This window comes from Pseudomonas sp. NLJ1, assembly GCF_049486705.1.
GTDB lineage: Bacteria > Pseudomonadota > Gammaproteobacteria > Pseudomonadales > Pseudomonadaceae > Aquipseudomonas > Aquipseudomonas inefficax.
Genome location: NZ_CP137735.1, coordinates 1,211,599 through 1,235,288, shown reverse-complemented (window position 1 = coordinate 1,235,288; position 23,690 = coordinate 1,211,599). Strand labels below are relative to the sequence as shown.

Genomic DNA, 23,690 nt, shown 5'->3' with positions numbered 1-23,690 from the left:
CCCGCTCCCACAGGGATCGCACAAACTTCACGGCCTATGCAGTACCTGTGGGAGCGGGCAAGCCCGCGAAGAGGCCGGCACAGGAAATCAGTCCACTCCGACAAACCCCCCGGTCTGGTGATGCCACAACCGGGCATACAAGCCTTGCTGCTCCAGCAGCTCAGTGTGGCTGCCACTTTCGACAATCCGCCCCTTGTCCAGCACCACCAGCCGGTCCATCCGCGCAATGGTGGAAAGCCGGTGGGCAATGGCGATGACCGTCTTGCCCTGCATCAGCGTCTCCAGGCTTTCCTGGATCGCGGCTTCCACCTCCGAGTCCAGCGCCGAAGTGGCCTCGTCCATGATCAGGATCGGTGCATTCTTCAGCAGCACCCGGGCAATGGCGATGCGCTGGCGCTGGCCACCCGACAGCTTGACCCCGCGCTCCCCCACATGGGCATCGAAACCGGTGCGTCCCTGGGCGTCCGACAGCTGCGGGATGAACTCGTCGGCGCGGGCCCGGCGCACCGCTTCATGTAGCTCCGCCTCGCTGGCACCGGGGCGACCATACAGCAGGTTGTCGCGGATAGAGCGGTGAAGCAGCGAGGTGTCCTGGGTGATCATGCCGATCTGCGCGCGCAGGCTGGCCTGGCTCACTTCGGCAATGTCCTGGCCGTCGATGAGAATGCGCCCACCCTGCACGTCATACAGCCTTAGCAGCAGGTTGACCAGGGTCGACTTGCCTGCCCCGGACGGGCCGATCAGGCCAATCTTCTCGCCCGGGCGGATGTCCAGATTGAGCCCTTCGATCACGTTGGCCGCCTTGCCGTAATGAAAGTCCACGTCATCGAAACGCACCGCACCGCGGCTGACCTTGAGTGCCGGCGCGTTGGGCCGGTCGGTGACGGTGACCGGTTGGGCGATGGTCTGCAGGCCGTCCTGGACCATGCCGATGTTTTCGAAGATGCCGTTGACCACCCACATGATCCAGCCCGACATGTTGACGATGCGGATCACCAGGCCGGTGGCCAGGGCGATGGCGCCCACAGTGATCAGCGACTGGCTCCACAGCCACAGCGCGAGGCCTGTGGTGGTGACCACCAGCAGGCCGTTGAGGGTGGTGATCACCACATCCATGCTGGTGACCACGCGTGCGGCCAGCTGGGTCTTCTCGGTCTGTTCGCTGATCGCTTCGCGGGCGTATTGCTGTTCGTAGTCGGTGTGGGCGAACAGCTTGAGCGTGGCGATGTTGGTGTAGCCGTCGACGATACGGCCCATCAGCTTGGAGCGGGCATCGGAGGAAATCACCGAACGCTCCTTCACCCTGGGGACGAAATAGAACAGCGCGGCAATGTAGCCGGCGATCCATAGCAACAGCGGCAGCATCAGGCGCCAGTCGGCCTCGGCAAACAGCACCAGCGAGGTAATGGCGTAGATCAGTACATGCCACAGCGCATCCACCGCCTGCACGGCGGAGTCGCGCAGCGAGTTGCCGGTCTGCATGATGCGCTGGGCGATGCGCCCGGCAAAGTCGCTCTGGAAGAAATTCAGGCTCTGCTTGAGCACATAGGTGTGGTTCTGCCAGCGGATCAGGCTGGTCATGCCGGGGTTGATGGTCTGGTGCACCAGCAGGTCGTGCAGGCCGAAGAACACCGGCCGCAGCAGCAGGACCACCACCAGCATCCAGATCAGCTCGCCGCTGTGTTCGCTGAAGAAACTGGCATTGGGGGTGCCCTGGGCCAGGTCGATGATGCGGCTGAGGTAGCTGAACATCGCCACCTCGATCAGCGAGGCGACCAGGCCGACCACCAGCAGGGCGAGAAAGCTGGGCCACACTTGGCGCAGGTAATACAGGTAGAACGGCCACACGGTGGTAGGTGGCGATTCAGTGGGTGCTTCGCGAAAGATATCGATCAGTTGTTCAAAACGGCGGTACAGCATGGGTAACGACACTCCTGTTCCATCCGGCCCTCAGGCGGTTTCACGTCCCTGTGAAGCCTGCGGTCAGTCGATGCGTTTGGCCGACTTGATGTAGACCGGGTCGGCCGGTACATCACGCATGCCTTTCTTGATGGTGGTCGGCGAATTGACGATCTGGTCGACCACTTCCATACCTTTGGTCACTTTGCCGAACACGGCGTAGCCGGCGTCGCGGCCCGGGTTGAGGAAATCATTGTCGGCGACGTTGATGAAGAACTGGCTGGTGGCCGAGTTCGGGTTGGAGGTGCGCGCCATCGACAGTGTGCCGCGGGTGTTCTGCAAGCCGTTGCTGGCTTCGTTGCGAATCGGGTCCTTGGTGTCTTTTTGCACCATCTGGTCAGTAAAACCCCCGCCCTGGACCATGAACCCCGGGATTACCCGATGGAAGATGGTGTTGTTGTAGAAGCCACTGTCGACGTACTCGAGGAAATTCTTGGTACTGATCGGTGCCTTCTCGGCATTCAGTTCGATTTCTACCTGGCCGAAGCTGGTGTCCAGCAGTACGTGCGGGGTCTTGTCGGAGGCCATGACGCTGGTGGCGAAGGCGACCGAGCAGGCGGTGAGCAGGAGTTTTTTCAGCATGGGCTCAAAGATCCTTGAGAGGTGGAAGCGGCTGCAAGGAACTGCAGCAGGGTCTGGTTGAAGACCTCGGGTTGGTCGAGGGGTGTAGCGTGCCGGGAATCGTCGATGACCACCAGCCTGGCGTGGGGCATCAGGGCGACGTAGCGTTCTTTCAGTTGTATCGGGGTGTAATCGTGGTCGGCGGCGATGACCAGGGTAGGACAGTGGATCTGCCCGATGCGTTCCTGCACGCCCCAGTCGACGATGGCGTCGAAACTCTTGAGGTAGGCGCGCTTGTCATTGCGCGCCCAGCGCTGGGCCATCTTCTCTCGCAGCTCGGCCTGCCCGGGCTTGGGGAACAGGCGTTCGGCCAGGCCCTTGCCGACGGTTTCGACACTGAGGAGGCGCGCCAGGCTCCAGCGTTTCAGCCACCAGAGCCAGTCACTGCGGGTGCGGCGCTTTACCTCGGGGGCGCTGTTGACGATGCACAGGCTGCGCAGCCATTGCGGGTGGTCGACGGCAAACTGGAAACCGACCATGCCGCCCATGGACAGGCCGACGAAGTGCACCGGGCCGGTGTGCAGGTGTTCGAGCAGGGCCAGCAGGTCGGCACTGAAGGTGGCGATCTGGTAACCGTCGTGGGGCTTGTCTGAGCGGCCGTGGCCGCGGATGTCCATCACGATCACCCGGTAGTGCTGGCTCAGCAGCGGCACCTGCATTTCCCAGTCCTGGCAGCTGGAACCCAGGCCATGCAGCAATACCAGGGGTTCGCCCTGGCCATATTCCGCGTAATGCAGTGCGCATCCTTCGTGTTCGAAATAGGCCATGGGCGCGGTCCTCTCAAGCTTGTGGGGGGGCTGCGAAGGGCACGTCCAGCGGCGCGGTATCGAAATTGCGCAGCAGGTCGATGAGAATCTGCGTGGCCGGGCCCAAGGTCTTCTCTTTGCTCGAGTAAAGGTAGAACAGTGGGTGGCGGCTGCCACCCTGATCCAGCGGCAACGGCTTGAGCACGCCTTCGCGCAGCTCGCGCTCGATCATGTGCCGGGGCAGCCAGGCAAAGCCCAGGCCACTGCTGACGAAGGTAGCGGCGGTGCCCAGGCTGCCGACGGTCCAGCGTTGCTCGGCGCCCAGCCAGCCGACATCGCGTGGCTGGGCGCGGCCGGAGTCGCGGATCACCACCTGCAACTGGCTTTCCAGGTCCTGGAAGGTCAGTTCACGGCCCAGGCGGTGCAGGCTGTGTTCGGGGTGGGCGACGGCGACGAACTCCACCGCGCTCAGTTCGGCGCCCAGGTAGCCGCCGATGCTGTAGCTGCTGATGGCCAGGTCGGCGATGCCTTCGTGCATCACTTCCTCGACGCCAGAAAGCACTTCTTCACGCAGGCGCACCCGGCAGCCGCGGCTCTGCGGCATGAATGCGGCCAAGGCACGAACCAGGCGGGCACTGGGGTAGGCTGCATCGACCACCAGGCGTACCTCGGCCTCCCAGCCTTGTTCCATGTGGTGGGCAAGGTCTTCGAGCTGGCTGGCCTGTTTGACCAGGTGGCGTGAACGGCGCAGCAGGACATTGCCGGCCTCGGTGAGCACTGCCTTGCGACCGTCGATGCGCAGCAGCGGCACGCCCAGTTGCTCCTGCATGCGGGCCACGGTGTAGCTGACCGATGACTGCGAGCGGTGCAATGCCTCGGCGGCCTGGGCAAACCCGCCATGATCGACCACTGCCTGCAGGGTTCGCCACTGGTCAAGGGTTACGCGCGGCGCTTTCATCTTTCGCTCCTGTTGTCCTAAGCTGCGCTCTTTCAAGGAGAGCGGCCCATGAAGAAATGTTGTGCGGCAATACTGATGTGCCTGCCCCTCGGGGCCATGGCTTATCCCATCGATGTGGAGAAGGACCTGACCGGGGTAAAGCTCGACTACACCGCCTATGACACGGCCTATGACATTGGCGCCATCACCCTCAACAACTATGGGCAGGTACCGGCGGCGTGCAAGGTAACCTTTCGCAACGGCCCAGAGGCACCACGGGTGCGCCGGGTGAACGTACCGGCCGGTAAAAGCGTCGATGTCACTGCCAAGTTCAATCGGCAGATCATCAAACTACGGATCGCCTTGAACTGCAGTGCAGAATAAACTGATAAATCGATAGATTGAACCCATTTTTTACGCTTTTTTATCGATAGGTCAAGCCGTAATCTCACCTCCATCGAATCGCAACCCTTTTTGCCGATGGAGGCACCCCATGTCCCGCGTACTGATCATCGAAAGCAGCGCCCGCCAGCAGGATTCCGTTTCCCGTCAGCTGACCCGTGATTTCATCCAGCAGTGGCAGGCCGCCCATCCGGCCGATCAGATCAGTGTGCGCGACCTGGCTGTCAATCCGGTGCCGCACCTGGACGCCAACCTGCTGGGTGGCTGGATGAAGCCCGAAGATCAGCGCAGCGCCGCCGAACTGGACGCCTTGGCCCGCTCAAACGAACTGACCGATGAACTGCTCGCTGCCGACGTGCTGGTGATGGCTGCGCCGATGTACAACTTCACCATCCCGAGCACCCTCAAAGCCTGGCTGGACCACGTGCTGCGCGCCGGCATCACCTTCAAGTACACCCCCACCGGCCCGCAAGGCCTGCTGACCGGCAAGCGCGCCATCGTCCTGACTGCCCGTGGTGGCATCCACGCCGGCGCCACCAGCGACCACCAGGAACCGTACCTGCGCCAGGTAATGGCCTTCATCGGTATTCACGATGTCGACTTCATCCATGCCGAAGGCCTGAACATGAGCCCTGACTTCCATGAGAAGGGCGTCAACCAGGCCAAGGCCAAGCTGGCGGCGGTGGCCTGAGGCTTGGCGAATTCCCAACCCTGACACCTGTTGTTGCTCCTTTGGGTGTACCTGCCCGGCCTGCATGGCCGGGCTTTTTTATGCCAGAAATTCATGGGTGCCTGTGCCGGCCTATTCGCGGGTAAACCCGCTCCCACAGGAATAACACGGCACCTGAGGCCTGTGGTGTCCCTGTGGGAGCGGGTTTACCCGCGAATAGGCCGGCACTGCCCTTACATTCCCCATGGTTGAACTGATTCCCCGCAACCCGCTAAGGTCGCGGCCTTGATCCACGAGAGGCAACCATGGGCTACCTGATAATCGTCGCGCTGATCCAGGCGTTTTCCTTCAGCCTGATCGGCGAGTACCTGGCCGGGCACGTCGACAGCTATTTCGCCGTGCTCGCGCGCGTGGTGCTGGCGGGCCTGGTGTTCCTGCCGCTGACCCGCTGGCGCCAGGTCGAGCCGCGTTTCATGCGTTCGATGCTGCTGATCGGTGCGTTGCAGTACGGCATCACCTACGTCTGCCTGTACCTGAGCTTCCGCGTGCTCACCGTGCCGGAGGTGCTGCTGTTCACCATTCTCACGCCGCTGCACGTGACGCTGATCGAAGATGCCATGAACCGGCGCTTCAACCCGTGGGCGCTGCTGGCGGCGCTGGTGGCAGTGGCCGGCGCGGCGGTGATCCGCTTCGATACCATCAGCGGTGAGTTCTTCATCGGCTTCCTGCTGCTGCAACTGGCCAACTTCACCTACGCCGCCGGCCAGGTGCTGTACCGCCACCTGGTTGCACGCCACCCCAGCGACCTGCCCCACTACAAGCGCTTTGGCTACTTCTACCTCGGCGCGTTGATCGTGGTGTTGCCGGCCTTCCTGCTGTTTGGCAACGCCCAGCACCTGCCGACCACCGATGTGCAGTGGCTGGTGCTGCTGTTCCTGGGCCTGTGCCCGACGGCGCTGGGGCTGTACTGGTGGAACAAAGGCGCGTGCCTGGTATCCGGGGCCACGCTGGCGGTGATGAACAACCTGCATGTACCGGTGGGGCTGCTGTTGAACCTGCTGATCTGGAACCAGCATGAGCCATTGGGCCGGCTGCTCCTCGGCGGGGCGGTGATCCTGGCCTCGGTGTGGATGAGCCGCCTGGGCGGCCTGACGTTATCGGGCAAGGCATGGCGCAGCTAGCTATGACACGTTCGTTACTGGGCCCGTAACCCGTCGGTGACTACCCGATAATCAAAAAAATAAAAATCGGAGTCCGGCGTGAAGCTAGAAACGCGAAGTATCGAATTTGTCCCACACGCTGAGCGTTATGGTACGCCCAAACGATTGTTCACCATCTGGTTCAGCTCCAATTTCCAGATAACCGCCCTGATGGTCGGCACCCTGGGCGTGGCGTCCGGGCTGAGCCTGGGCTGGACCTTGTTGGCCCTGTTGGTCGGCAACCTGATCGGCACCGTGTTCATGGCCGCGCACTCTGCCCAAGGGCCGCACCTGGGCGTGCCACAGATGATCCAGAGCCGGGCGCAGTTCGGTGTCCATGGTGCGGCGCTCCCTCTGCTGGTGATGGTCACGGCCGCAGTCCTGTTCCTCGCCGCCAGCGGCGTGCTGATGCGCAATGCCCTGCAGGCGCTGGTGCCCATGAGCGATGACCAGGCGATCGTGGTGGTCGGTTTGCTGACTTTTGTCATCGGCTTTGTCGGCTACGAGCTGATCCACCGCCTGGGCGCGTGGATGAGCCTGTTGTCCACGCTGGTTTTTGCCGGCGCCCTGGTGCTGATCCTGCTGCACCCCGGCGACATGGCAACCACAACGGCGGTGAGTACCGGCTTCTCGTTCACCGCCTTCAACCTGATCGTGGCCCAGTCGGCCTCCTGGACGCTGGGGTATGGCCCGTATGTGGCCGACTACTCGCGCTATCTCCCCGCCAACGTCAACCCGCGCGCCACGTTCTGGGCCACCTATTGCGGTTGTGCGCTGGGCTCCTTCGCCATGATGGCGCTCGGTGCGCTGGTGGCTGTGGAACTGCCCTCGGCACTGGGACATGACCCGGCCACAGCCATTGCCGCGCTGTTTGGCCCATGGGCGCCGTTGGCGCTGGCAGTTATCGCGCTGGGGGTGATCCAGTACAACGTCCTGTGCCTGTACAGCGCCTACATGTCATCGGTCACGATCTTTGGCGCCTTCAAGACCATCCGGCGCGTGACCGCGACGGCCAAGGCCCTGGTAATGGCTGGGCTGACCGCAGCGGCAACGGTGATCGCCATCGCCACCCAGTACAATTTCGATACGTTCTTTGCCGACATCCTGATCGGCCAGCTGTACCTGCTGATTCCATGGAGCGCGATCAACCTGGTGGATTACTACTGGGTATGCCGAGGGCACTATGATGTGGGGGCGCTGTATGACGCCAAGGGGCGTTATGGTTGCTTCAATCGTCGAAGCCTGGCGGTGTACGCCGTGTCGATCATCGGTACCATCCCGTTCATGAAGCTGTCGTTCTACACGGGCTTCGTGGCCGAGTGGCTGGGGGCGGATATCAGTTGGGCGATGGGGTTGATCCTGGCGGGCGCGCTGTATTGCATGGTCCATGGGCGCGAGAGTAACCGGCTTTCGACAACCATGAATGTGCACACCTGACTCGGCCCTGACACGGAAAGGGGCTACTTAAACACCACCCTAAGGCGTCATGCCTGTCAGTCAAACAATTTGGGGCCGCTTTGCGGCCCATCGCCGGTAAGCCAGCTCTCATTGAACTGCACATAACTCATTGAATTAGCAGGGGCCCTGTGGGAGCGGCTTTAGCCGCGAACACCGGCGCAGCCGGTGCCATGCACCGCGTTGGATTCTTCGCGGCTAAAGCCGCTCCCACAGGTACAACGAAGATCTCACGATCTGCGTGACCTCTGTGTGGCTCGCTGGCGATAGGCGGCAATCTCAAGCCTCGCTCATGTCTTCCAGCCGACGCGGCACAGGCTCTTGCGATACACGCCCGCTCAACCCCACCCGCATGTCATTACCACTCGGCTGTTGATACAGGCTCAAGCCAAACTCCGGCAACACCGCCAGCAGATAATCGAAGATATCCCCCTGAATCCGCTCGTAATCCGCCCACACCGTAGTGGTGGTAAAGCAATAGATCTCCAGCGGCACGCCCTCGGCGGTGGTCTGCATCTGCCGCACCATGCAGGTCATGTTCGGGTGCACGTTGGGGTGGTTCTTCAGGTAGGCCAGGGCGAACGCGCGGAACGTGCCGATGTTGGTCAGCTTGCGGCGGTTGGCCGACAGCTCGGCCACTGGCCCCATGGCCTCGTTCCAGCGCTGCAGCTCCTGACGCTTGCCGGCCAGGTAGTCGGCTAGCAGGTGCACCTGGCTCAGGCGCTGTTCTTCCTCGCGCGTCAGGAATCGCACGCCGGCCGCGTCGATGAACAGGCTGCGCTTGATGCGCCGGCCACCGGACTGCTGCATGCCGCGATAGTTGCGGAACGACTCGCTCATCAGGCGCCAGGTGGGGATGGAGACGATGGTCTTGTCGAAATTCTGCACCTTCACCGTGTGCAGGGTGATGTCCACCACGTCGCCATCGGCGCCGACCTGGGGCATCTCGATCCAGTCGCCCACGTGCAGCATGTCGTTGCTGGTCAGCTGCACGCTGGCGACGAACGACAGCAGGGTGTCCTTGTACACCAACAGCAGCACCGCCGACATGGCGCCCAGACCGGACAGCAGCAACAATGGCGAGCGGTCGATCAGGGTGGCGACGATGACGATGGAGGCGAAGATCCACAGCATCATCTTGGCCAGCTGCACGTAGCCCTTGATCGAGCGGGTGCGGGCGTGTTCGGTGCGGGCATAGATGTCGAGCAGGGCATCCAGCAGGCACGACAGCGCCATGGTCATGAACAGCAGGGTAAAGGCCAGGGCGACATTGCCGAGGAAGTGCTGGGCGGTGTCGGACAGCTCGGGCACCAGTTTCAGGCCGAACTGCAGCACAAGTGACGGCGTGGTCTGCGCCAGGCGGTGGAACACCTTGTTGTTGCGCAGGTCGTCCAGCCACTTCAGCGCTGGCTGGCGGGCCAGCAGGCGGGCGCCATGCAGCACCAGGAAGCGCGCCAGGCGGCCGATGACCAGGGAAACAAGCAGCAGCACCGCCAGGCCGATGGCCGCGTGCAGCATCGGATGTTGGTCAAGGGTGCCCCACAGGTCGAGGGAGTCACGCCAGATTCGTTGAATATCCATGGGCTTGCTTACAGTCTTGTTGCCAAACGAGGCGCCATTAGAGCGCGGATGGCGACAAAGTTGCCAAAAGAAATTCGGCTAAGGCGGCAGAAAACGTTACCCTATGCAACTGAATTTCCCGCACTTGCCTGAGGTTACCTCCGTGTTCTCCCAATTCGCCCTGCACGAACGCCTGCTTAAAGCCGTGGCCGAGCTTAACTTTGTCGAGCCTACCCCGGTGCAGGCTGCGGCCATCCCCCTGGCCCTGCAAGGGCGTGACCTGCGCGTGACCGCACAGACCGGCAGCGGCAAGACCGCGGCCTTCGTGCTGCCGCTGCTCAATCGCCTGGTCGACCTGCGCGAGCGCCGCGTCGAGATCCGCGCGCTGATCCTGCTGCCGACCCGTGAGCTGGCCCAGCAGACCCTCAAGCAGGTGCAGCTGTTTTCGCAGTTCACCTACATCAAGTCGGGCCTGGTCACCGGTGGTGAAGACTTCAAGGAACAGGCAGCCATGCTGCGCAAGGTGCCGGATGTGCTGATCGGCACCCCGGGCCGCCTGCTCGAGCAGCTCAATGCCGGCAACCTCGACCTGTCCCACGTGCAGGTGCTGATCCTCGACGAAGCCGACCGCATGCTCGACATGGGCTTCGCCGAAGACATGGAGCGCCTGTGCAAGGAGTGCGAGAACCGCCAGCAGACTCTGCTGTTCTCCGCCACCACTGGTGGTGCGGTCTTGCGCGACATGATCGGCAAGGTGCTGAAAGACCCTGAGCACCTGATGCTCAACAGCGTTTCGCAGCTGGCAGAAGGCACCCGCCAACAGATCATCACCGCCGACCACGACCAGCACAAAGAGCAGATCGTGCAGTGGCTGCTGGCCAACGAAACCTTCGACAAGGCGATCATCTTCACCAACACCCGCGCCCTGGCCGACCGCATCTACGGCCACCTGGTGGCCAAGGATGTGAAGGCCTTCGTACTGCACGGCGAGAAGGACCAGAAGGACCGCAAGCTGGCCCTGGAACGCTTCAAGCAGGGTAGCTCCAAGGTGCTGGTGGCGACCGACGTCGCGGCCCGTGGCCTGGACATCGACGGCCTGGACCTGGTGATCAACTTCGACATGCCCCGCAGCGGTGACGAGTACGTGCACCGCGTGGGCCGTACCGGCCGTGCCGGTGGCGAAGGCCTGGCGATCTCGCTGATCACTCACAACGACTGGAACCTGATGTCGAGCATCGAGCGCTACCTGAAGCAGCAGTTCGAGCGCCGGGTGATCAAGGAAGTGAAGGGCACCTACAACGGGCCGAAGAAGGTCAAGGCCTCGGGCAAGGCGGCTGGCAGCAAGAAGAAAAAGGTCGAGAAGAAGACCGGTGACAAGAAGGCAGCCGCCAAGCGCAAGCCAACTGCCAAGCCAAAGGCCAACGCACCGCTGGCCAGCGCTGACGGCCTGGCGCCGCTGAAGAAGCGCAAGCCTGCGGCTGAGTAACGCTCGCTAACGGTGTTGGCTGCTTCGCGGGTGAACCCGCTCCCACAGTGACCCTACAGGCTTCCAGGCCTGTGCAATCCCTGTGGGAGCGGGTTTACCCGCGAAGGGGCCAGCACAGGCGACAACTATTCAGCCTTTTTCTCCGCCCCTTTCAATTCCTTGATCCGCGTGTCGATCAGCTGACACTTGTCGGGCAAATCCTTGCTCGCCGTCCCAAGCTCCATCCCTTGAAGCTCGTCATTGATCTCCTTGGCCTTCTGCGGGTTCTGTTCGGTCAACCGGGTGACCAAACCGGCCAGCTCTTCGCGTTTCTGCGTCGCTTCTTCCGGTGTGCAGGCCCAGGCGGGCAGGGCGCAGAACAGGGCAGTGGCGCAGGCAATGGGCAGTAGCAGTTTCATCCTTCCTACCTCCGGCGGTGGTGATGCCCGGTGGAGGCATGCGCCTGGCCGTTAGTTCAGCGCCTTCGACCGATGGGCCTTGCTAGCCGGTTGGCTAGGCCGTTTCCGCTCTAGGCTGTAATCCATTTCCCAAAGCCTCCTGCGGCTATTGAAGGTCGTGCGATCGCCCCCTAGCCTTGGCCTGGATCAGGAGGTATCGTATGTACAGATGTAAATACGGAGCGTCCCAAGGCAGGGTGATGTCATTCGCATCATTTCTGCACGCAAAGCCACCAGATGGGAGGCCAAACATTATGACCAAAGCATCGAAAACTGACTGGAGCCGCCTGGCTCGACAGGACGACCAGGCTATCGATACCTCGGATATTCCTGAACTGGATGAAAATTTCTTCCGCGAGGCCGAGCTGCGAGTTCCAGCCAAGCAGACGGTGACCATTCGCCTGGATTCCGATGTGCTCGCCTGGTTCAAAGAGCAGGGTAGCGGCTACCAGACCCGGATCAATCAGTTGCTGCGCCAGTACATGCAAGCGCAACAACGCCAGCGCTGAGATATTTCGGAACGCCGGGCAACCTCGACAGGTCCCAACCTGTGTACCCCTTCCGTCCACAGCAGGAGCCCGTAGCCATGAGCATCGCCTACGACTGGGACCTGATCGAGCGTTTGCTGCACGAGGTGCAGAACGGCGCCGGTCACAGCTTCACGCCACGCCCCTATGCCGAGCAGCACGCTGCGGCACTGGCCGCCAAAGGTGAGCCGGTGGGCGACCTGGACCACCTGAAAACCCGCGCCTGCGAGTATGAAAGGCTGTTGTTCGAGCGTGGTTTCATCGAAACCCGGCCCGAAGAGGATGGCGGCAATGGCGAGAACTTCGTGTTGACCGAGCGTGGTTCGCGGCTGATGAGCCTGATCGACAGCAGCATCCCGGGCTTCGAGCACCCGCGCCAGGTGCTGGACGAGCAGGAAGATGCGCTGGACGAAACCACCTTCGAGCAGGTGTCGGCGAAGGCACAGATCGCCTGAGGTCGTTTTGAGGGTGGCAAGGGCGGCCATGGAAACCCGATAATCGGTAGTTCATGAACACTGCCGAGACCTCGCCCATGCCAATGACCACCGTCGAGGCCCGCCTATGAGCGCGGTCCGCAAGAACCCTGATGCCTTTGCCTTCCAGGTGATGCTGGGGCTGTGCCTGATCTGGGGTTGCCAGCAGGTTTTGATCAAGACTGCCGCCATCGATATCGCGCCGGTGATGCAGGCGGCGTTGCGCAACGGCATCGCCGCCGTGCTGGTGGGCCTGATGCTGTGCTGGCGCGGGGGTTGGAACCAGGTCGGCAGCACCTGGCGTGCCGGGGTGGTGGCGGGCGGGCTGTTCGGCCTGGAGTTCCTGTTCATTGCAGAGGGGCTGAAGCTGACCTCGGCGGCGCACATGTCGGTGTTCCTCTATACCGCGCCGGTTTTTACCGCGTTGGGCCTGCATTTCAGGTTGCCCAGCGAACGCCTGCGGCTGCTGCAGTGGCTGGGGATCCTGCTGGCGTTCGGCGGCATTGCCATGGCATTTGCCGGCGGTATGTCGTTCGAGCACATGGATGGCCGCACCCTGTTGGGCGATGCCTTTGGCGTGATCGCCGGGCTGGCCTGGGGGGCGACCACAGTGGTGGTGCGCTGCTCGCGGCTGTCGGAGGCGCCGGCGACCCTGACCCTGTTCTATCAGCTGGCGGTGGGCTTTGCCGGGCTGCTGCTGATTGCCTTGCTCAGCGGGCAGATCGGCGCGGTGGCGCTGACGCCGCTGGCGATGGGCAGTGTGCTGTTCCAGGGGATTGTGGTGTCGTTCATCAGCTACCTGACCTGGTTCTGGTTGCTGCGAAAGTACCTGGCGTCGAACCTTGCGGTGTTTTCGTTCATCACCCCGCTGTTCGGGGTGACCTTTGGCGTGTTGCTGCTGGATGAGCCGCTGAGCCTGAACTTTGTGGTTGGCGCGTTGATGGTGCTGCTGGGGGTGGTTCTGGTGAGTGCCGAGCCTTGGGTGAAGCAGCAATTGCGTAAGTTTGTGGGGTAAGGGCTGGCCTGTGCCGGCCTCTTCGCGGGTGAACCCGCTCCCACAAGTTACTGCACAATATTCGAGACCTGTGACATACCCTGTGGGAGCGGGCAAGCCCGCGAAGAGGCCAGATCAGGCAATCTCAATTCAGGATGCGGCCTTGGCCTGACAGGCGCTGCCCTGCTGTACCGAGCTGGCAAACAAGACCAACCCCCCAGCCACCACCAACCCACCCGCCGCCACCATCAGCGCAGGCTGCAGCCCGCCGCTGTAATGGCTGCTGACCGCCGCCAACAATGGCCCGCTCAATTGCCCCAGGGCAAAGCAGGCCGTCAGCAGCCCGGCATTGCGCTGGGTGGCATGCGGCGCGAGCTCCCGCGAACGTTGCATCACCAGCTGCATGCAGGCCAGGAACGGCCCGCCACACAGCACCACGCCCAACGCCAGGCCGACACCCCCGCCCATCAGGCAGGCCAGTACACCCAGCCCCTGCAGCCACAGGGTGGCGGTGAGCCAGATCGAGGTACGGCCGCCGCGCCGCATGCTCACCACCAGCACCCCCAGCGCCGCCGCCAGGCCGAACGCAGGCCAGAACAGGTCGGCAAGCCACTGCCCACGAAACTGCTGGTTGGCCATCTGCGACAGGAAGGTGGCCGGCAGGATGTAGCCCACGCCATACAGCGCATACACCAGCCCCAGGCGGCCGATGCCGACACTGCCCGTCGGGCCCTGGCGTGCAGCCGACGGCACCGGCGCCGCTTGCAGCGCCCCGGGCAGCCAAGGCCGGACCGCCAGCAGCATCACCAGCGCGGCCACGGCATAGATCAGCCACAGTGCTGCCGAGCCCAACCCCCATAAGTGCGCCACCAGTGCCAGCAAACCGGTCAGCGCAATGCCCAGGCCAGGCCCTGCGAACACCAGGGCACCCAGGCGCTGGCGGTTGTTGGCATTGGCTACCTGCTGGCTGAGGCTGGTGATCATCACCAGCACCCAGGCACTGGCTACACCGGTGCCGAAGCGCAGCAGCAGGTGGCTCCAGAATCCGTCGGCGGCCCATGAGACCAAGGTCAGCAGCACGCACAGCCACAGCCCGCCGTGCAGGCGCAGGCGCACCTGGCCCGGCGAGCGGGCGAACATGGCATCGACCGCGCCGATGAAGTAACCCAGGTAGTTGGCCGCTGCGACCAGCCCGGCGACTGTCAGGTCGAGCTGGCCTTCGGCAATCAGTTGCGGCAGCTGCGGAGTCAGGGCGAAACGGCCGATGCCCATGGCCATCATCAGCGCCACGGCGCTGGCCAGCAGTTGAATGAGTGGCGACATGACAAGTCTCCTGCAGGGATGTAAGCGATGGCTGGCAGGTTAGGGCGGTTTCTTTTTCAATAAAATTGAATAATGATGATCAAGTTGTTCTGTTTTGGAGAATGCCGTGGAGTTCAGCCAACTGCGTATCTTCCAGGCCGTGGCCGAGGAAGGTTCGGTCACCCGTGCCGCAGAGCGCCTGCATCGGGTGCCGTCGAACCTGTCGACGCGCTTGCGCCAGCTCGAGGAACAGCTGGGTGTCGAGCTGTTCCTGCGCGAGCGCCAGCGTCTGCAGCTGTCGCCGGCGGGCAAGGTGCTGCTGGACTATGCCAACCGCATGTCTGCCTTGCGCGACGAGGCACTGGCCGCCGTGCGCGGTGGCCAACCGGCCGGGGACTTCGTGCTGGGGACCATGTACAGCACCGCGGCGACCCATTTGCCGAGGTTGCTGGCGCGCTATCACCAGGCCTACCCGGCGGTTAACCTGCAGGTGCGTGCGGCGCCCAGTGGCGAGCTGCTGGAAGGCCTGCTCAACCACACTTTGGACGCGGCCTTGGTGGACGGGCCGCCGAGCCTGTCCGGGCTGGATGGTGTGCCGCTGTGCGATGAGCAACTGGTGCTGATTACCAGCCCCGAGCACCCGGCGGTGCACACTGCCAAGGACGTGGCGGGCAAGGCGGTGTTCACTTTCCGCCAGGGCTGCTCGTACCGCATGCGCCTGGAGGCCTGGTATGCCCATGCCCATACGCCCATGGGCCGGGTGATGGAGATCGAGTCGTACCAGAGCATGCTGGCCTGCGTGATCGCCGGCGCGGGCGTGGCAATGATGGCCAGGTCGATGCTCGACAGCCTGCCCGGGCGCGATCAGGTAAGGGTCCATCCGTTGCAGGCGCCATTCGATCAGGCGGTCACCTGGTTGATGTGGCGCCAGGGCATGCGTGGGGCGAATTTGCAGGCCTGGATCGACCTGCAACAAAGCGAAACGATTAACCAGTCGTCGGAATGCGCCGGTACGGCTTGATCCGTATCAAAATGGCCCTTATCTGTAGCTGTAGAGGCATGCGTAATACAGGACATAGGGCTATGATCTGTATGAAACATCGCAGGATTGAATTGCCGTGAGGCTGACCCGTCAAGGGGGCATTATGAATAAACCACTGTCCAACTGGCTCCACGACCTGGCTGTCGCCTTGGGGCTGATTCCACCACCCTTGCAGCCGGTGCCGATCCCGACTGATGAAGAGCAGCGCAAACGCCAACCGCGTCGTCGCTGATACAGACAAAGGCCGCTGCACCTGGGTGGGTGCAGCGGCCTTTTTGTGCCTGATGAAAATCTGTTGCCTGTACCGGCCTCTTCGCGGGTAAACCCGCTCCCACAGGTCCCCCCACAGCACTCGGCCTGTGATATTCCTGTGGGAGCGGGTTTACCCGCGAAAGGGCCAGTACAGGCAGCCCGGATCTGTCAGGCCAGTTTCACCGCCGCCGCCGGCTTGCGCGACACCAGGCTGACCACAACAAAACTCACCAGGCCAACCGCCAGGCTGTAGTAGATCGGCGTATTGGCCTCCAGCCCATCCTTGAACATGAACAGCAGCGCGGTCGCGAAGCCCAGCGACATGCTGGCGATAGCCCCGGCAGTGGTAGCGCGCTTCCAGAAAATCGCGCCGATCAGCGGGATCAGCATGCCGCCGACCAGCAGGTTGTAGGCCAGGGTCAGGGCATTGATCACATCGTTCACCACCAGGGCGATGCCCAGCACCACCAGGCCGGTGAGCAGGGTGAACAGGCGGCTGACGCCCAGGCTCGACGCCTTGCCGCCACGCAGTTTGGGCAGCAGGTCTTCGGTCAGGGTGGTCGACGCAGCCAGCAGGCCGGCGCTGGCGGTGGACATCATGGCGGCCAGCGCCGCTGCCATCAGCAGGCCACGGATGCCATCGGGCAGGGTGGTCTTGATCATCTCGGCAAAGGCATTGTTCGGGTTGGCCAGGTCGGGCATCAGCACATGCGCGGCCATGCCGATCGCGGCGCAGGCCAGGCCGTACAGCACGCAGTACACACCAGCGGTGGTGCCAGCGCGCTGGCAGACCTTCTCGTCACGGGCAGTGAATACCCGCTGCCAGATGTCCTGGCCGATGAGGATGCCGAAGAAGTAGATCAGGAAGTAGGTGATGATGGTGTCCCAGCCAATGGTAGTCAGCTGGAAGCTGGCCGCCGGCAGCTTGGCCACCAGGGTGTCCCAGCCACCGGCCTTGTACAGGCACACTGGCAGCAGGATGAACATCAGGCCGACGGTCTTGATCACGAACTGGACGATGTCGGTCAGGGTCAGCGACCACATGCCGCCAATGGTCGAGTACAGCACCACCACACCACCACCCAGCAGCAGCGAGGCCCAGAACGGCAGGTCGAGCAGCACCTGCAATACGGTGGCCATGGCCAGGGTCGAGGTGACACCGATCATCAGTGCGTAGGCCAGCATGATCACGGCGCTGGCCTGGCGTGCGGCCGGGTTGTAGCGCTGCTCCAGCACCTGGGTCACGGTGAAGATGCGCAGGCGCAGCAAGGGTTTGGCGAGGAACAGGTTGAGGGCGATGATGCCCAGGCCCAGGGCTGCGCACAGCCAGAAGCCGGAGATGCCGTGGACGTAGCCCAGGCGCACGGTGCCGACGGTGGAAGCACCACCGAGCACGGTGGTGGCCATGGTGCCCATGTACAGGACCGGGCCGAGGTTGCGCCCGGCCACCAGGTAGTCCTCGTGGGTTTTCGCGCGCCGCATGCCATACCAGCCAAGCCCGAGCATGCCGGCGGTATAGATCATTACAACAATGATGTCCAAGGCCATTGGGGGTCTCCCGATTATCTTTATTATGGCGAGATCGACCACCCGGGCGTTTGCACGGCGCCCGGCGGTCATGTCGTGTGTTGGCGGGCCTCAGTGGCCCTCCCATATGGCTCCTGCCGGGGTACAGCGGTATTAGCGACGCACTACGCCCGGTAGCACGCAGAGCATCTCGAACAGCAGGTTGGCACCGAGCAGCGAGGTGTTGCCGGTGGTGTCGTAAGGCGGGGAGACTTCGACGAGGTCACAGCCGATCAGGTCCAGGCCGTGGCAGCCGCGAATGATCTCCATCGCCTGGATGGTGGTCAAGCCGCCGATTTCCGGGGTGCCGGTACCGGGCGCCCAGGCCGGGTCGATGCCATCGATGTCGAACGACAGGTACACCGGACCACCGCCGACCTTTTCGCGCACTTCGGCCATCAACGGTTCCAGCGACTTGTGCCAGCACTCTTCGGCCTGGACCACACGGAAGCCCTGGCGGCGGCTCCAGTTGAAGTCATCGGCGGTGTAGCCCTGGGCGCGCAGGCCAATCTGCACCACGCGGTCGCAATCGAGCAGGCCTTCTTCCACGGCGCGGCGGAAGGTGGTGCCGTGGGCGATCTTCTCGCCGAACATGTGGTCGTTGACGTCGGCATGGGCGTCGATGTGCACCAGGCCGATCTTGCCGTGCTTCTTGTGCAGCGCGCGCAGGATGGGCAGGGTGATGGTGTGGTCGCCACCCAGGGTCAGCGGAATGATGTTGTGCTCGAGGACCTCGTCATACGCTTCTTCGATGATGCGCACGGCGTCCAGCAGGTTGAAGGTGTTGATCGCCACGTCACCGATGTCGGCCACCGACAGCGAGTCGAACGGTGCAGCCCCGGTGGCCATGTTGTACGGGCGGATCATCACCGATTCGGCGCGGATCTGGCGCGGGCCGAAGCGGGTGCCGGAGCGCAGCGAGGTACCGATATCCAGTGGCACGCCGATGAAGGCGGCGTCCAGGCCTTGGGCACTTTGCAGGTGGGGGAGACGGAGCATGGTGGCGATGCCGCCGAAACGCGGCATTTCGTTGCCGCCCAGTGGTTGGTGGAGGATCTTGTCCACGGTGGGCCTCATCAGTCGGTCGATTGTTCTGTTTGTTCGAACCTGTGCCGCCGCGCGCCTTTCAGGTTTGGTCTTGCTGGCGGGCAGGGACATTTCGGCCAAGTCTGCTGAAGGTAGTGCCGGGGAAAAATCGCTACCGGCAAATACTTAGTTCAGGAATTTCTGAACTAATGGCGCAGAGCGGTTAGACTGCGCGCAAATACCCTTGCGGAACCGTTGCACCATGGCCTCGACCTTGCCCGACCTGAAACTGCTGCGCATCTTCGTCAGCGTGGTGCGCCACCAGGGCTTTGCCAATGCCCAGCGCGAACTGAACCTGTCGACCTCGGCCATCAGCACCTACATGAGCCAACTGGAAGGCGCCCTGGGGATTGTGCTGTGCCACCGTGGCCGTGGCGGGTTCAGCCTGACCAGCAAAGGCGAGCTGTTCCACCAGGAAACCCTGCGCCTGCTGGCCGAGCTGGACGGTTTCGAACAGTATGCCGCCGCCCTCAAGGGCGAGTTGCGCGGCACCCTCAACCTGGGGGTGATCGACTCCACGGTCGGTGACCGGGCCTTGCCGCTGGCCGAGGCCATCGGCGCCTATAGCCAGGAACACCCGGCGGTGCATCTTCACCTGTCGGTGTCCAGCCCTTACGAGCTGCAACTGGGCGTGCAGGACAACCGCCTGGACCTGGCCATCGGGGCGTTTTCCTCGCGCATGAGCGGGCTGCTCTACCAGCCGCTGTACCGTGAGCAGCACTGGCTTTACTGCAGTAGCCGCCACCCGTTGTATGCCGAGCGGCGCATTCCCGAGCAAGTGGTGACCCAGCAGCGCATGGTCGGGCGTGGCTACTGGAGCCAGGCCGAGCTGGCCCGGCATGGTTTCAAGCACAGCGCGGCAACCGTGGAGAGCATGGAGGCGCAGTTGATCCTGATCCTGTCCGGGGCCTACATCGGCTACCTGCCCGAGCACTATGCCCAGGCCTGGGTCGACAAGGGCGACTTGCGCGTGCTGTCGCCGTCGACCTTCGGCTACCAGGCACCGTTTTCGCTGATCATTCGCCGCGGGCGCAGTCGCGAGCCATTGATCCAGACCTTCCGCGACCTGCTCAAAAGCCAGCTCATCGTGGGCTGAAGTTCGGCACATGCTGTATTTCGTCGGTGCTCGTTAAATTGTTGGCGCCGCTGACCGACAACATAATGGCGCCCTGCTATATATCAAATCAGCGTGTGCTGCTGACTACCTCCCTTTAATCCTGCAAGGATTGCCCAAGATGCGCATGAATTTGCCCGTCACTGAGCACGAAAGAACCTTTCCCAACGACCAACGCCTGATTTCCACCACTGACCTCAACAGCCGCATCACCTACTGCAACGACGCTTTCGTGGAGATCAGCGGGTTCACCTACGACGAACTGGTCGGCCAACCCCACAACCTGGTGCGCCACCCGGACATGCCACCGGCCGTGTTCGGCCACATGTGGGAAACCATCAAACAAGGCAAACCTTGGATGGGCGTGGTCAAGAACCGAGCGAAGAACGGCGATTACTACTGGGTCAGCGCCTATGTCACGGCCATCTACGAGCAGGGCCGCATCAGTGGCTACGAGTCGGTGCGCTCGGTGCCCACCCGTGAGCAGATCCGCCGTGCCGAGGCGCTGTACGCGCGCTTGCGGGCCGGCCGCGCACCGGTGCCGTGGGTGGCCCGCCTGGGGCATGGCCTGGGCCACGGTTGGCCATTGATCGGTGCTGGCCTGGTGTCGGCAGCGGGCTACCTGTGGCTAGCGCCTTACGCGGCGCTCGGGGTGTTGATGGCCAGCCTGCTGGTGGCCTGGTATCTGGTCGAGCACCGGCAGAACCAGGCCGTCCGCCGCACGCTGGCCGAACATCCCAAGGCCTTCACCAGCCCGCTGGTGGCGCTGACCTACAGCGATAACCCGGGCCTGCAAGGCCAGCTCGACCTGGCCATCATCAGTGAGGAAGCGCGCCTGCAAACGGCGCTGACCCGCCTGGTGGATGCAGGGGTCGGGGTGAAGTCGCGGGCGGCGCAGTCGTCCGACTTGTCCGATGCCCAGGCACAGATGCTCGACCGCCAGCGCAACGAGACCGACCAGTCCGCCGCCGCCATCGCGCAGATGGCGGCGACCATCCAGCAGGTTACCCATAACGTGCAGAGCACGGCGCATGCAGCCGGTGATGCCGACCAGCTGGCGCAGCAGGGCAGCGAGCTGGCCATGCAGAGCTTGCAAGCCATGGGCAGCATGAGCAATGCGGTCAACGATATCGGCCAGGCCGTCAATGCGCTTGCCGAGCAGACTCAGTCGATCGGCAGCGTGGTCGATGTGATTACCTCGATCGCCGAGCAGACCAACCTGCTGGCGCTCAACGCGGCCATCGAGGCGGCGCGTGCCGGCGAACAGGGGCGCGGGTTTGCCGTGGTGGCGGACGAAGTGCGATCACTGGCCCAGCGCACCCGTGCTTCGACCGAAGAGATCCACCAGATCATTGCTTCGTTGCGCGCCGGGGCAGAGCGTGCGGTGAGCACCGCCAGCCGCGGCGAGCAGATCTCGCGGGACAGTGTGCACAGTGTCGAGGCGGTGCAGGCAGCGTTGAGCGGGATTGCCCAGGCGGTCAGCCGCATCACCGGCATGAGCCAGCAGATGGCGACGGCATCGGAGCAGCAGAGCCATGTGGCCGAGGACATCAACCAGCAGATCGTGCGCATAGCCCACCTGTGCGACCAGAGTGCCGGGCAGGCCAGGCAGGGCGCGGAAATCAGCCAGGACCTGGAGCGCATGGCGGAGTACCTGCATAGCCTGGCGGAGCGGTTCAACCGCTGAAATCGCAGGGGCTGCTTTGCAGCCCTTTCGCCGGCAAGCCAGCTCCCACAGGTGTTGCACAAGGCCCAGGTCTGTGGTGATCCTGTGGGAGCTGGCTTGCCGGCGAAAGGCCCGCAAAGCGGGCCCCGGTTCTGTGGCAAACTGTTCCCGCCAAGGAGAACCCCATGCCCAGACCCCGCTGCGAGCGCTGCCAGCGCCCGCTCGACCATTGCCTATGCTCACTGATCCCCGCACTCGACAGCCGCACCCGCGTCATCCTGCTGCAGCATCCCAGTGAAAGCTCCCATGCCCTGAATACCGCCCGCCTGGCCGCCCTTGGCCTGAACAACGCCGAGTTGCGGGTAGGCGAGGTATTCGATGACCTGAATGAATTGCTGGCGACCCCTGGTTACCGGGCAGCCCTGCTGTTCCCGGGCGATGACGCCCAGGAGTTGCTGGCCTATGGCGCGACGGACGACCAACCCTTGCTGTTGATCGTGCCCGACGGCACCTGGCGCAAGGCGCGCAAGCTGCTGTACCTGAACCCGTTGCTGGAAGCATTGCCGCGGGTGACGCTGGGGGCTGTCGCGCCTTCACGCTACCGGTTGCGCAAGGCGCCGCAGGCGGGGGCGTTATCGACTATCGAGGCCGTGGTGGGGGCGTTGAACGCGTTGGAGCAGCCTGCCTGTTTCGATGCGCTGCTGGCACCGTTCGAGGCGTTGATAGAAGGCCAGATCAAGGCCATGGGTTTGGAGACGTTCCAGCGTAACCATGGTAGCGAGTGAGGGCAGGGGGCCGCAAAGCGGCCCCAAAATCTCAAACCTGATCAGCGCATGTCAGGCAAGCGCGCCTCGGTGCGTACTTCGGTGGAAGCCAGCGCTTCCGGCGGCAGCGAAATACGTTGCTTGCTAAGCAGCTCGCCCATGGTCGCCAGCACGCGATAGCGCGAGAACTCCTCGGTGTAACGCACCTCGGTGTAGCGGCGGTCGGCGTTGTACAGCTCGTTCTCACTGTCCAGTACGTCCAGCAGGGTACGTTGGCCCAGGCCGAACTGGTCCTGGTAAGCCGCGCGCACGCGCTTGGTGGTCTCGGCGTATTCACGCGCAGTCGGCAGCTGCTTGCTGGCATTGTTCATGGCGTTCCACGCCAGGCTCAGGTTCTCGGTCAGCTCACGCAGGGCGTTGTTGCGAATGTCCAGGGCCTGGTTGACCTTGTGTGCGTCGGAGTTCAGGCGAGCCTTGTCGCTGCCGCCGCGGAACAGGTTGTAGTTCATCTCGACGCCGGCTTGCCAGTCGTTATTGTTGTGACCTTTCTCGCCGCCGGTGTTGTTGTTGGCACCTGTGGCCAGGATGGCATCGAAGCGAGGATAGAAGGTCGACTTGGCCACTTCGTACTGTTTCTCGGCGGCATTCACGTCAGCCTGGGCCGACTTGATATAAGGGTTGTTCTGGCGCATGCCTTCACGCGCCTGTTCGAGATCGGCCGGCATTTCCACCTTGATCGATTGTGGGCTTTCCAGCTCGTCCGGCATACGGCCGACGACGCTGAAGAAGTTGGCCTCGGCATCGGCCAGGTCGACTTCGGCGGTGTCCAGGTTGTTTTCCGCCAGGGCGCGACGTGCGCGGGACTGGTCGAGGTCGGCGGTGCTGCCGACGCCGCGCTCGTTGCGCAGGCCGATCTGGTCGTTGACCCGCAGGTGGGCTTGCAGGTTGTTCCTGGCCAGGGTCACCAGCTCGCGGCGCTTGAGCACTTCCAGGTACACCTCGACTGCACGCAGCGCGACATCCTGGGCAACAGCCTGGGTGTAGTAGGCGCGGGAGGTGGAGACCGCTTCGGTGCGGCCTACTTCATTCGAGGTGTTGAAGCCGTCGAAGATCATCTGCCGCAGGCGCAGCTCGGACTGGGTGTAGTTGAGGGTTTCCTTGTTGTGGTTGCCCTCGGCACGAGTCGTGGTGTTGTCCGAACGCTGGCGACCATAGCCGGCGACCAGATCCACGGTAGGGTAGTAGCCACCACGCGCAAACTTCACATCTTCATCAGCCGACAGCTTGCTGTTGCGATTGGAGCTGACCTGCGGGTGGTAATCCACGGCGCTCTGGACAGCCTCGGTGATCGACATCGCCTGTACGTTGGCACTCGCCAGGGCCAACAGTAATGCACTGGTGATGGGGTTCAAGACGCGCATGGTACATCTCC

Annotated in this window: 23 protein-coding genes and 1 pseudogene; 14 read left to right on the top strand and 10 right to left on the bottom strand. The window is 63.2% G+C overall.

Annotated features, from left to right (window positions below; genetic code table 11):
• Positions 1-87: 87 nt before the first annotated feature.
• From R9B85_RS05550 to R9B85_RS05535, 4 genes are all read right to left on the bottom strand, one after another.
• Entirely contained in the window at positions 88-1,920 is a 1,833-nt protein-coding gene (locus tag R9B85_RS05550; RefSeq protein WP_112253203.1) for an ABC transporter ATP-binding protein, read from the bottom strand.
• Between the two features lie 63 nt (positions 1,921-1,983).
• A complete protein-coding gene (locus tag R9B85_RS05545) occupies positions 1,984-2,541 on the bottom strand; it encodes a peptidylprolyl isomerase (protein ID WP_133974584.1) in 558 nt (185 codons plus the stop codon).
• Complete coding sequence (locus R9B85_RS05540; protein ID WP_207876892.1) at positions 2,535-3,347, bottom strand: alpha/beta fold hydrolase; 813 nt, start codon at positions 3,345-3,347, stop codon at positions 2,535-2,537. Before R9B85_RS05540 ends, R9B85_RS05545 begins: the two co-directional genes overlap by 7 nt.
• 13 nt (positions 3,348-3,360) lie before the next feature.
• Positions 3,361-4,284, bottom strand: a complete 924-nt coding sequence (locus tag R9B85_RS05535) for a LysR family transcriptional regulator (RefSeq protein WP_012273620.1) — start codon at positions 4,282-4,284, stop codon at positions 3,361-3,363.
• A 48-nt stretch (positions 4,285-4,332) separates the two neighbouring features.
• Here R9B85_RS05535 and R9B85_RS05530 point away from each other — a divergent pair, with 48 nt between their 5' ends.
• The 4 genes from R9B85_RS05530 to R9B85_RS05515 all read left to right on the top strand — a co-directional run bounded on the left by R9B85_RS05530 (position 4,333) and on the right by R9B85_RS05515 (position 7,971).
• On the top strand, positions 4,333-4,647 hold the full coding sequence (locus tag R9B85_RS05530; RefSeq protein WP_207876890.1) for a 3-phosphoglycerate kinase: 315 nt from the start codon (positions 4,333-4,335) through the stop codon (positions 4,645-4,647).
• 109 nt (positions 4,648-4,756) lie between these two features.
• Complete coding sequence (locus R9B85_RS05525) at positions 4,757-5,356, top strand: FMN-dependent NADH-azoreductase (RefSeq protein ID WP_112253200.1); 600 nt, start codon at positions 4,757-4,759, stop codon at positions 5,354-5,356.
• 284 nt (positions 5,357-5,640) lie between these two features.
• Entirely contained in the window at positions 5,641-6,516 is an 876-nt protein-coding gene (locus R9B85_RS05520) for a carboxylate/amino acid/amine transporter (protein WP_112253199.1), read from the top strand.
• Between the two features lie 78 nt (positions 6,517-6,594).
• On the top strand, positions 6,595-7,971 hold the full coding sequence (locus tag R9B85_RS05515; protein ID WP_112253198.1) for a purine-cytosine permease family protein: 1,377 nt from the start codon (positions 6,595-6,597) through the stop codon (positions 7,969-7,971).
• A 297-nt stretch (positions 7,972-8,268) separates the two neighbouring features.
• Here R9B85_RS05515 and R9B85_RS05510 read toward each other — a convergent pair whose 3' ends face one another.
• Positions 8,269-9,570 carry a mechanosensitive ion channel family protein gene (locus tag R9B85_RS05510; RefSeq protein WP_039612589.1) on the bottom strand — a complete coding sequence of 434 codons (1,302 nt, stop codon included), beginning with the start codon at positions 9,568-9,570 and terminating at the stop codon, positions 8,269-8,271.
• A gap of 103 nt (positions 9,571-9,673) precedes the next feature.
• Here R9B85_RS05510 and R9B85_RS05505 point away from each other — a divergent pair, with 103 nt between their 5' ends.
• Positions 9,674-11,035: a DEAD/DEAH box helicase gene (locus R9B85_RS05505; protein ID WP_112253196.1), complete on the top strand. Its 1,362-nt coding sequence runs from the start codon at positions 9,674-9,676 to the stop codon at positions 11,033-11,035.
• A gap of 125 nt (positions 11,036-11,160) precedes the next feature.
• Here the strand turns inward: R9B85_RS05505 and R9B85_RS05500 are convergent, their stop codons facing one another.
• Positions 11,161-11,433, bottom strand: coding sequence for a hypothetical protein (locus R9B85_RS05500; protein ID WP_112253195.1), 273 nt, complete (start codon positions 11,431-11,433; stop codon positions 11,161-11,163).
• A 229-nt stretch (positions 11,434-11,662) separates the two neighbouring features.
• On the opposite strand from R9B85_RS05500, the pseudogene R9B85_RS05495 reads away from it, so the two are divergent.
• The 4 genes and pseudogenes from R9B85_RS05495 to R9B85_RS05480 form a co-directional block, all read left to right on the top strand.
• Positions 11,663-11,749 (top strand): annotated as a pseudogene (locus R9B85_RS05495) (BrnT family toxin); the annotation flags it as partial.
• A complete protein-coding gene (locus tag R9B85_RS05490; RefSeq protein WP_046614667.1) occupies positions 11,727-11,981 on the top strand; it encodes a BrnA antitoxin family protein in 255 nt (84 codons plus the stop codon). The pseudogene R9B85_RS05495 and the gene R9B85_RS05490, both read left to right, overlap by 23 nt.
• A 77-nt stretch (positions 11,982-12,058) precedes the next feature.
• Positions 12,059-12,454: a hypothetical protein gene (locus tag R9B85_RS05485; RefSeq protein ID WP_013973698.1), complete on the top strand. Its 396-nt coding sequence runs from the start codon at positions 12,059-12,061 to the stop codon at positions 12,452-12,454.
• A gap of 106 nt (positions 12,455-12,560) precedes the next feature.
• Entirely contained in the window at positions 12,561-13,487 is a 927-nt protein-coding gene (locus tag R9B85_RS05480) for a DMT family transporter (RefSeq protein ID WP_112253194.1), read from the top strand.
• A 129-nt stretch (positions 13,488-13,616) separates the two neighbouring features.
• On the opposite strand, the gene R9B85_RS05475 is transcribed toward R9B85_RS05480, so the two are convergent.
• The gene (locus R9B85_RS05475; RefSeq protein ID WP_112253193.1) at positions 13,617-14,789 is read right to left on the bottom strand and encodes an MFS transporter; all 1,173 of its coding nucleotides are present in this window, start codon (positions 14,787-14,789) and stop codon (positions 13,617-13,619) included.
• Between the two features lie 106 nt (positions 14,790-14,895).
• On the opposite strand from R9B85_RS05475, the gene ptrR reads away from it, so the two are divergent.
• Positions 14,896-15,789, top strand: coding sequence for a putrescine utilization regulator PtrR (ptrR, locus tag R9B85_RS05470; protein WP_112253192.1), 894 nt, complete (start codon positions 14,896-14,898; stop codon positions 15,787-15,789).
• A gap of 124 nt (positions 15,790-15,913) precedes the next feature.
• The gene (locus R9B85_RS05465; RefSeq protein WP_009683677.1) at positions 15,914-16,042 is read left to right on the top strand and encodes a PA1414 family protein; all 129 of its coding nucleotides are present in this window, start codon (positions 15,914-15,916) and stop codon (positions 16,040-16,042) included.
• Between the two features lie 188 nt (positions 16,043-16,230).
• Here the strand turns inward: R9B85_RS05465 and R9B85_RS05460 are convergent, their stop codons facing one another.
• Positions 16,231-17,610, bottom strand: coding sequence for a sodium:solute symporter (locus R9B85_RS05460; protein ID WP_112253191.1), 1,380 nt, complete (start codon positions 17,608-17,610; stop codon positions 16,231-16,233).
• Between the two features lie 132 nt (positions 17,611-17,742).
• On the bottom strand, positions 17,743-18,693 hold the full coding sequence (gene speB, locus R9B85_RS05455; RefSeq protein ID WP_133974558.1) for an agmatinase: 951 nt from the start codon (positions 18,691-18,693) through the stop codon (positions 17,743-17,745).
• A gap of 223 nt (positions 18,694-18,916) precedes the next feature.
• Here speB and R9B85_RS05450 point away from each other — a divergent pair, with 223 nt between their 5' ends.
• From R9B85_RS05450 to R9B85_RS05440, 3 genes are all read left to right on the top strand, one after another.
• Complete coding sequence (locus R9B85_RS05450) at positions 18,917-19,810, top strand: LysR family transcriptional regulator (protein ID WP_112253190.1); 894 nt, start codon at positions 18,917-18,919, stop codon at positions 19,808-19,810.
• 139 nt (positions 19,811-19,949) lie between these two features.
• Entirely contained in the window at positions 19,950-21,515 is a 1,566-nt protein-coding gene (locus R9B85_RS05445; RefSeq protein WP_207876884.1) for a methyl-accepting chemotaxis protein, read from the top strand.
• 164 nt (positions 21,516-21,679) lie between these two features.
• The gene (locus tag R9B85_RS05440; protein ID WP_112253188.1) at positions 21,680-22,279 is read left to right on the top strand and encodes a tRNA-uridine aminocarboxypropyltransferase; all 600 of its coding nucleotides are present in this window, start codon (positions 21,680-21,682) and stop codon (positions 22,277-22,279) included.
• 41 nt (positions 22,280-22,320) lie between these two features.
• On the opposite strand, the gene R9B85_RS05435 is transcribed toward R9B85_RS05440, so the two are convergent.
• Positions 22,321-23,679: a TolC family outer membrane protein gene (locus R9B85_RS05435; RefSeq protein ID WP_112253187.1), complete on the bottom strand. Its 1,359-nt coding sequence runs from the start codon at positions 23,677-23,679 to the stop codon at positions 22,321-22,323.
• Between the last annotated feature and the right edge of the window lie 11 nt (positions 23,680-23,690).

Coding starts and splice junctions, on each gene's coding strand:
- R9B85_RS05490 (WP_046614667.1), top strand. CDS start 11,727: ATGACCAAAGCATCGAAAACTGACTGGAGCCGCCTGGCTCGACAGGAC.
- R9B85_RS05445 (WP_207876884.1), top strand. CDS start 19,950: ATGCGCATGAATTTGCCCGTCACTGAGCACGAAAGAACCTTTCCCAAC.
- R9B85_RS05480 (WP_112253194.1), top strand. CDS start 12,561: ATGAGCGCGGTCCGCAAGAACCCTGATGCCTTTGCCTTCCAGGTGATG.
- R9B85_RS05510 (WP_039612589.1), bottom strand. CDS start 9,570: ATGGATATTCAACGAATCTGGCGTGACTCCCTCGACCTGTGGGGCACC.
- R9B85_RS05540 (WP_207876892.1), bottom strand. CDS start 3,347: ATGGCCTATTTCGAACACGAAGGATGCGCACTGCATTACGCGGAATAT.
- R9B85_RS05535 (WP_012273620.1), bottom strand. CDS start 4,284: ATGAAAGCGCCGCGCGTAACCCTTGACCAGTGGCGAACCCTGCAGGCA.
- R9B85_RS05440 (WP_112253188.1), top strand. CDS start 21,680: ATGCCCAGACCCCGCTGCGAGCGCTGCCAGCGCCCGCTCGACCATTGC.
- R9B85_RS05500 (WP_112253195.1), bottom strand. CDS start 11,433: ATGAAACTGCTACTGCCCATTGCCTGCGCCACTGCCCTGTTCTGCGCC.
- R9B85_RS05435 (WP_112253187.1), bottom strand. CDS start 23,679: ATGCGCGTCTTGAACCCCATCACCAGTGCATTACTGTTGGCCCTGGCG.
- R9B85_RS05485 (WP_013973698.1), top strand. CDS start 12,059: ATGAGCATCGCCTACGACTGGGACCTGATCGAGCGTTTGCTGCACGAG.
- R9B85_RS05550 (WP_112253203.1), bottom strand. CDS start 1,920: ATGCTGTACCGCCGTTTTGAACAACTGATCGATATCTTTCGCGAAGCA.
- R9B85_RS05475 (WP_112253193.1), bottom strand. CDS start 14,789: ATGTCGCCACTCATTCAACTGCTGGCCAGCGCCGTGGCGCTGATGATG.
- R9B85_RS05545 (WP_133974584.1), bottom strand. CDS start 2,541: ATGCTGAAAAAACTCCTGCTCACCGCCTGCTCGGTCGCCTTCGCCACC.
- R9B85_RS05530 (WP_207876890.1), top strand. CDS start 4,333: ATGAAGAAATGTTGTGCGGCAATACTGATGTGCCTGCCCCTCGGGGCC.
- R9B85_RS05520 (WP_112253199.1), top strand. CDS start 5,641: ATGGGCTACCTGATAATCGTCGCGCTGATCCAGGCGTTTTCCTTCAGC.
- R9B85_RS05460 (WP_112253191.1), bottom strand. CDS start 17,610: ATGGCCTTGGACATCATTGTTGTAATGATCTATACCGCCGGCATGCTC.
- R9B85_RS05505 (WP_112253196.1), top strand. CDS start 9,674: ATGCAACTGAATTTCCCGCACTTGCCTGAGGTTACCTCCGTGTTCTCC.
- R9B85_RS05450 (WP_112253190.1), top strand. CDS start 18,917: ATGGCCTCGACCTTGCCCGACCTGAAACTGCTGCGCATCTTCGTCAGC.
- R9B85_RS05465 (WP_009683677.1), top strand. CDS start 15,914: ATGAATAAACCACTGTCCAACTGGCTCCACGACCTGGCTGTCGCCTTG.
- R9B85_RS05525 (WP_112253200.1), top strand. CDS start 4,757: ATGTCCCGCGTACTGATCATCGAAAGCAGCGCCCGCCAGCAGGATTCC.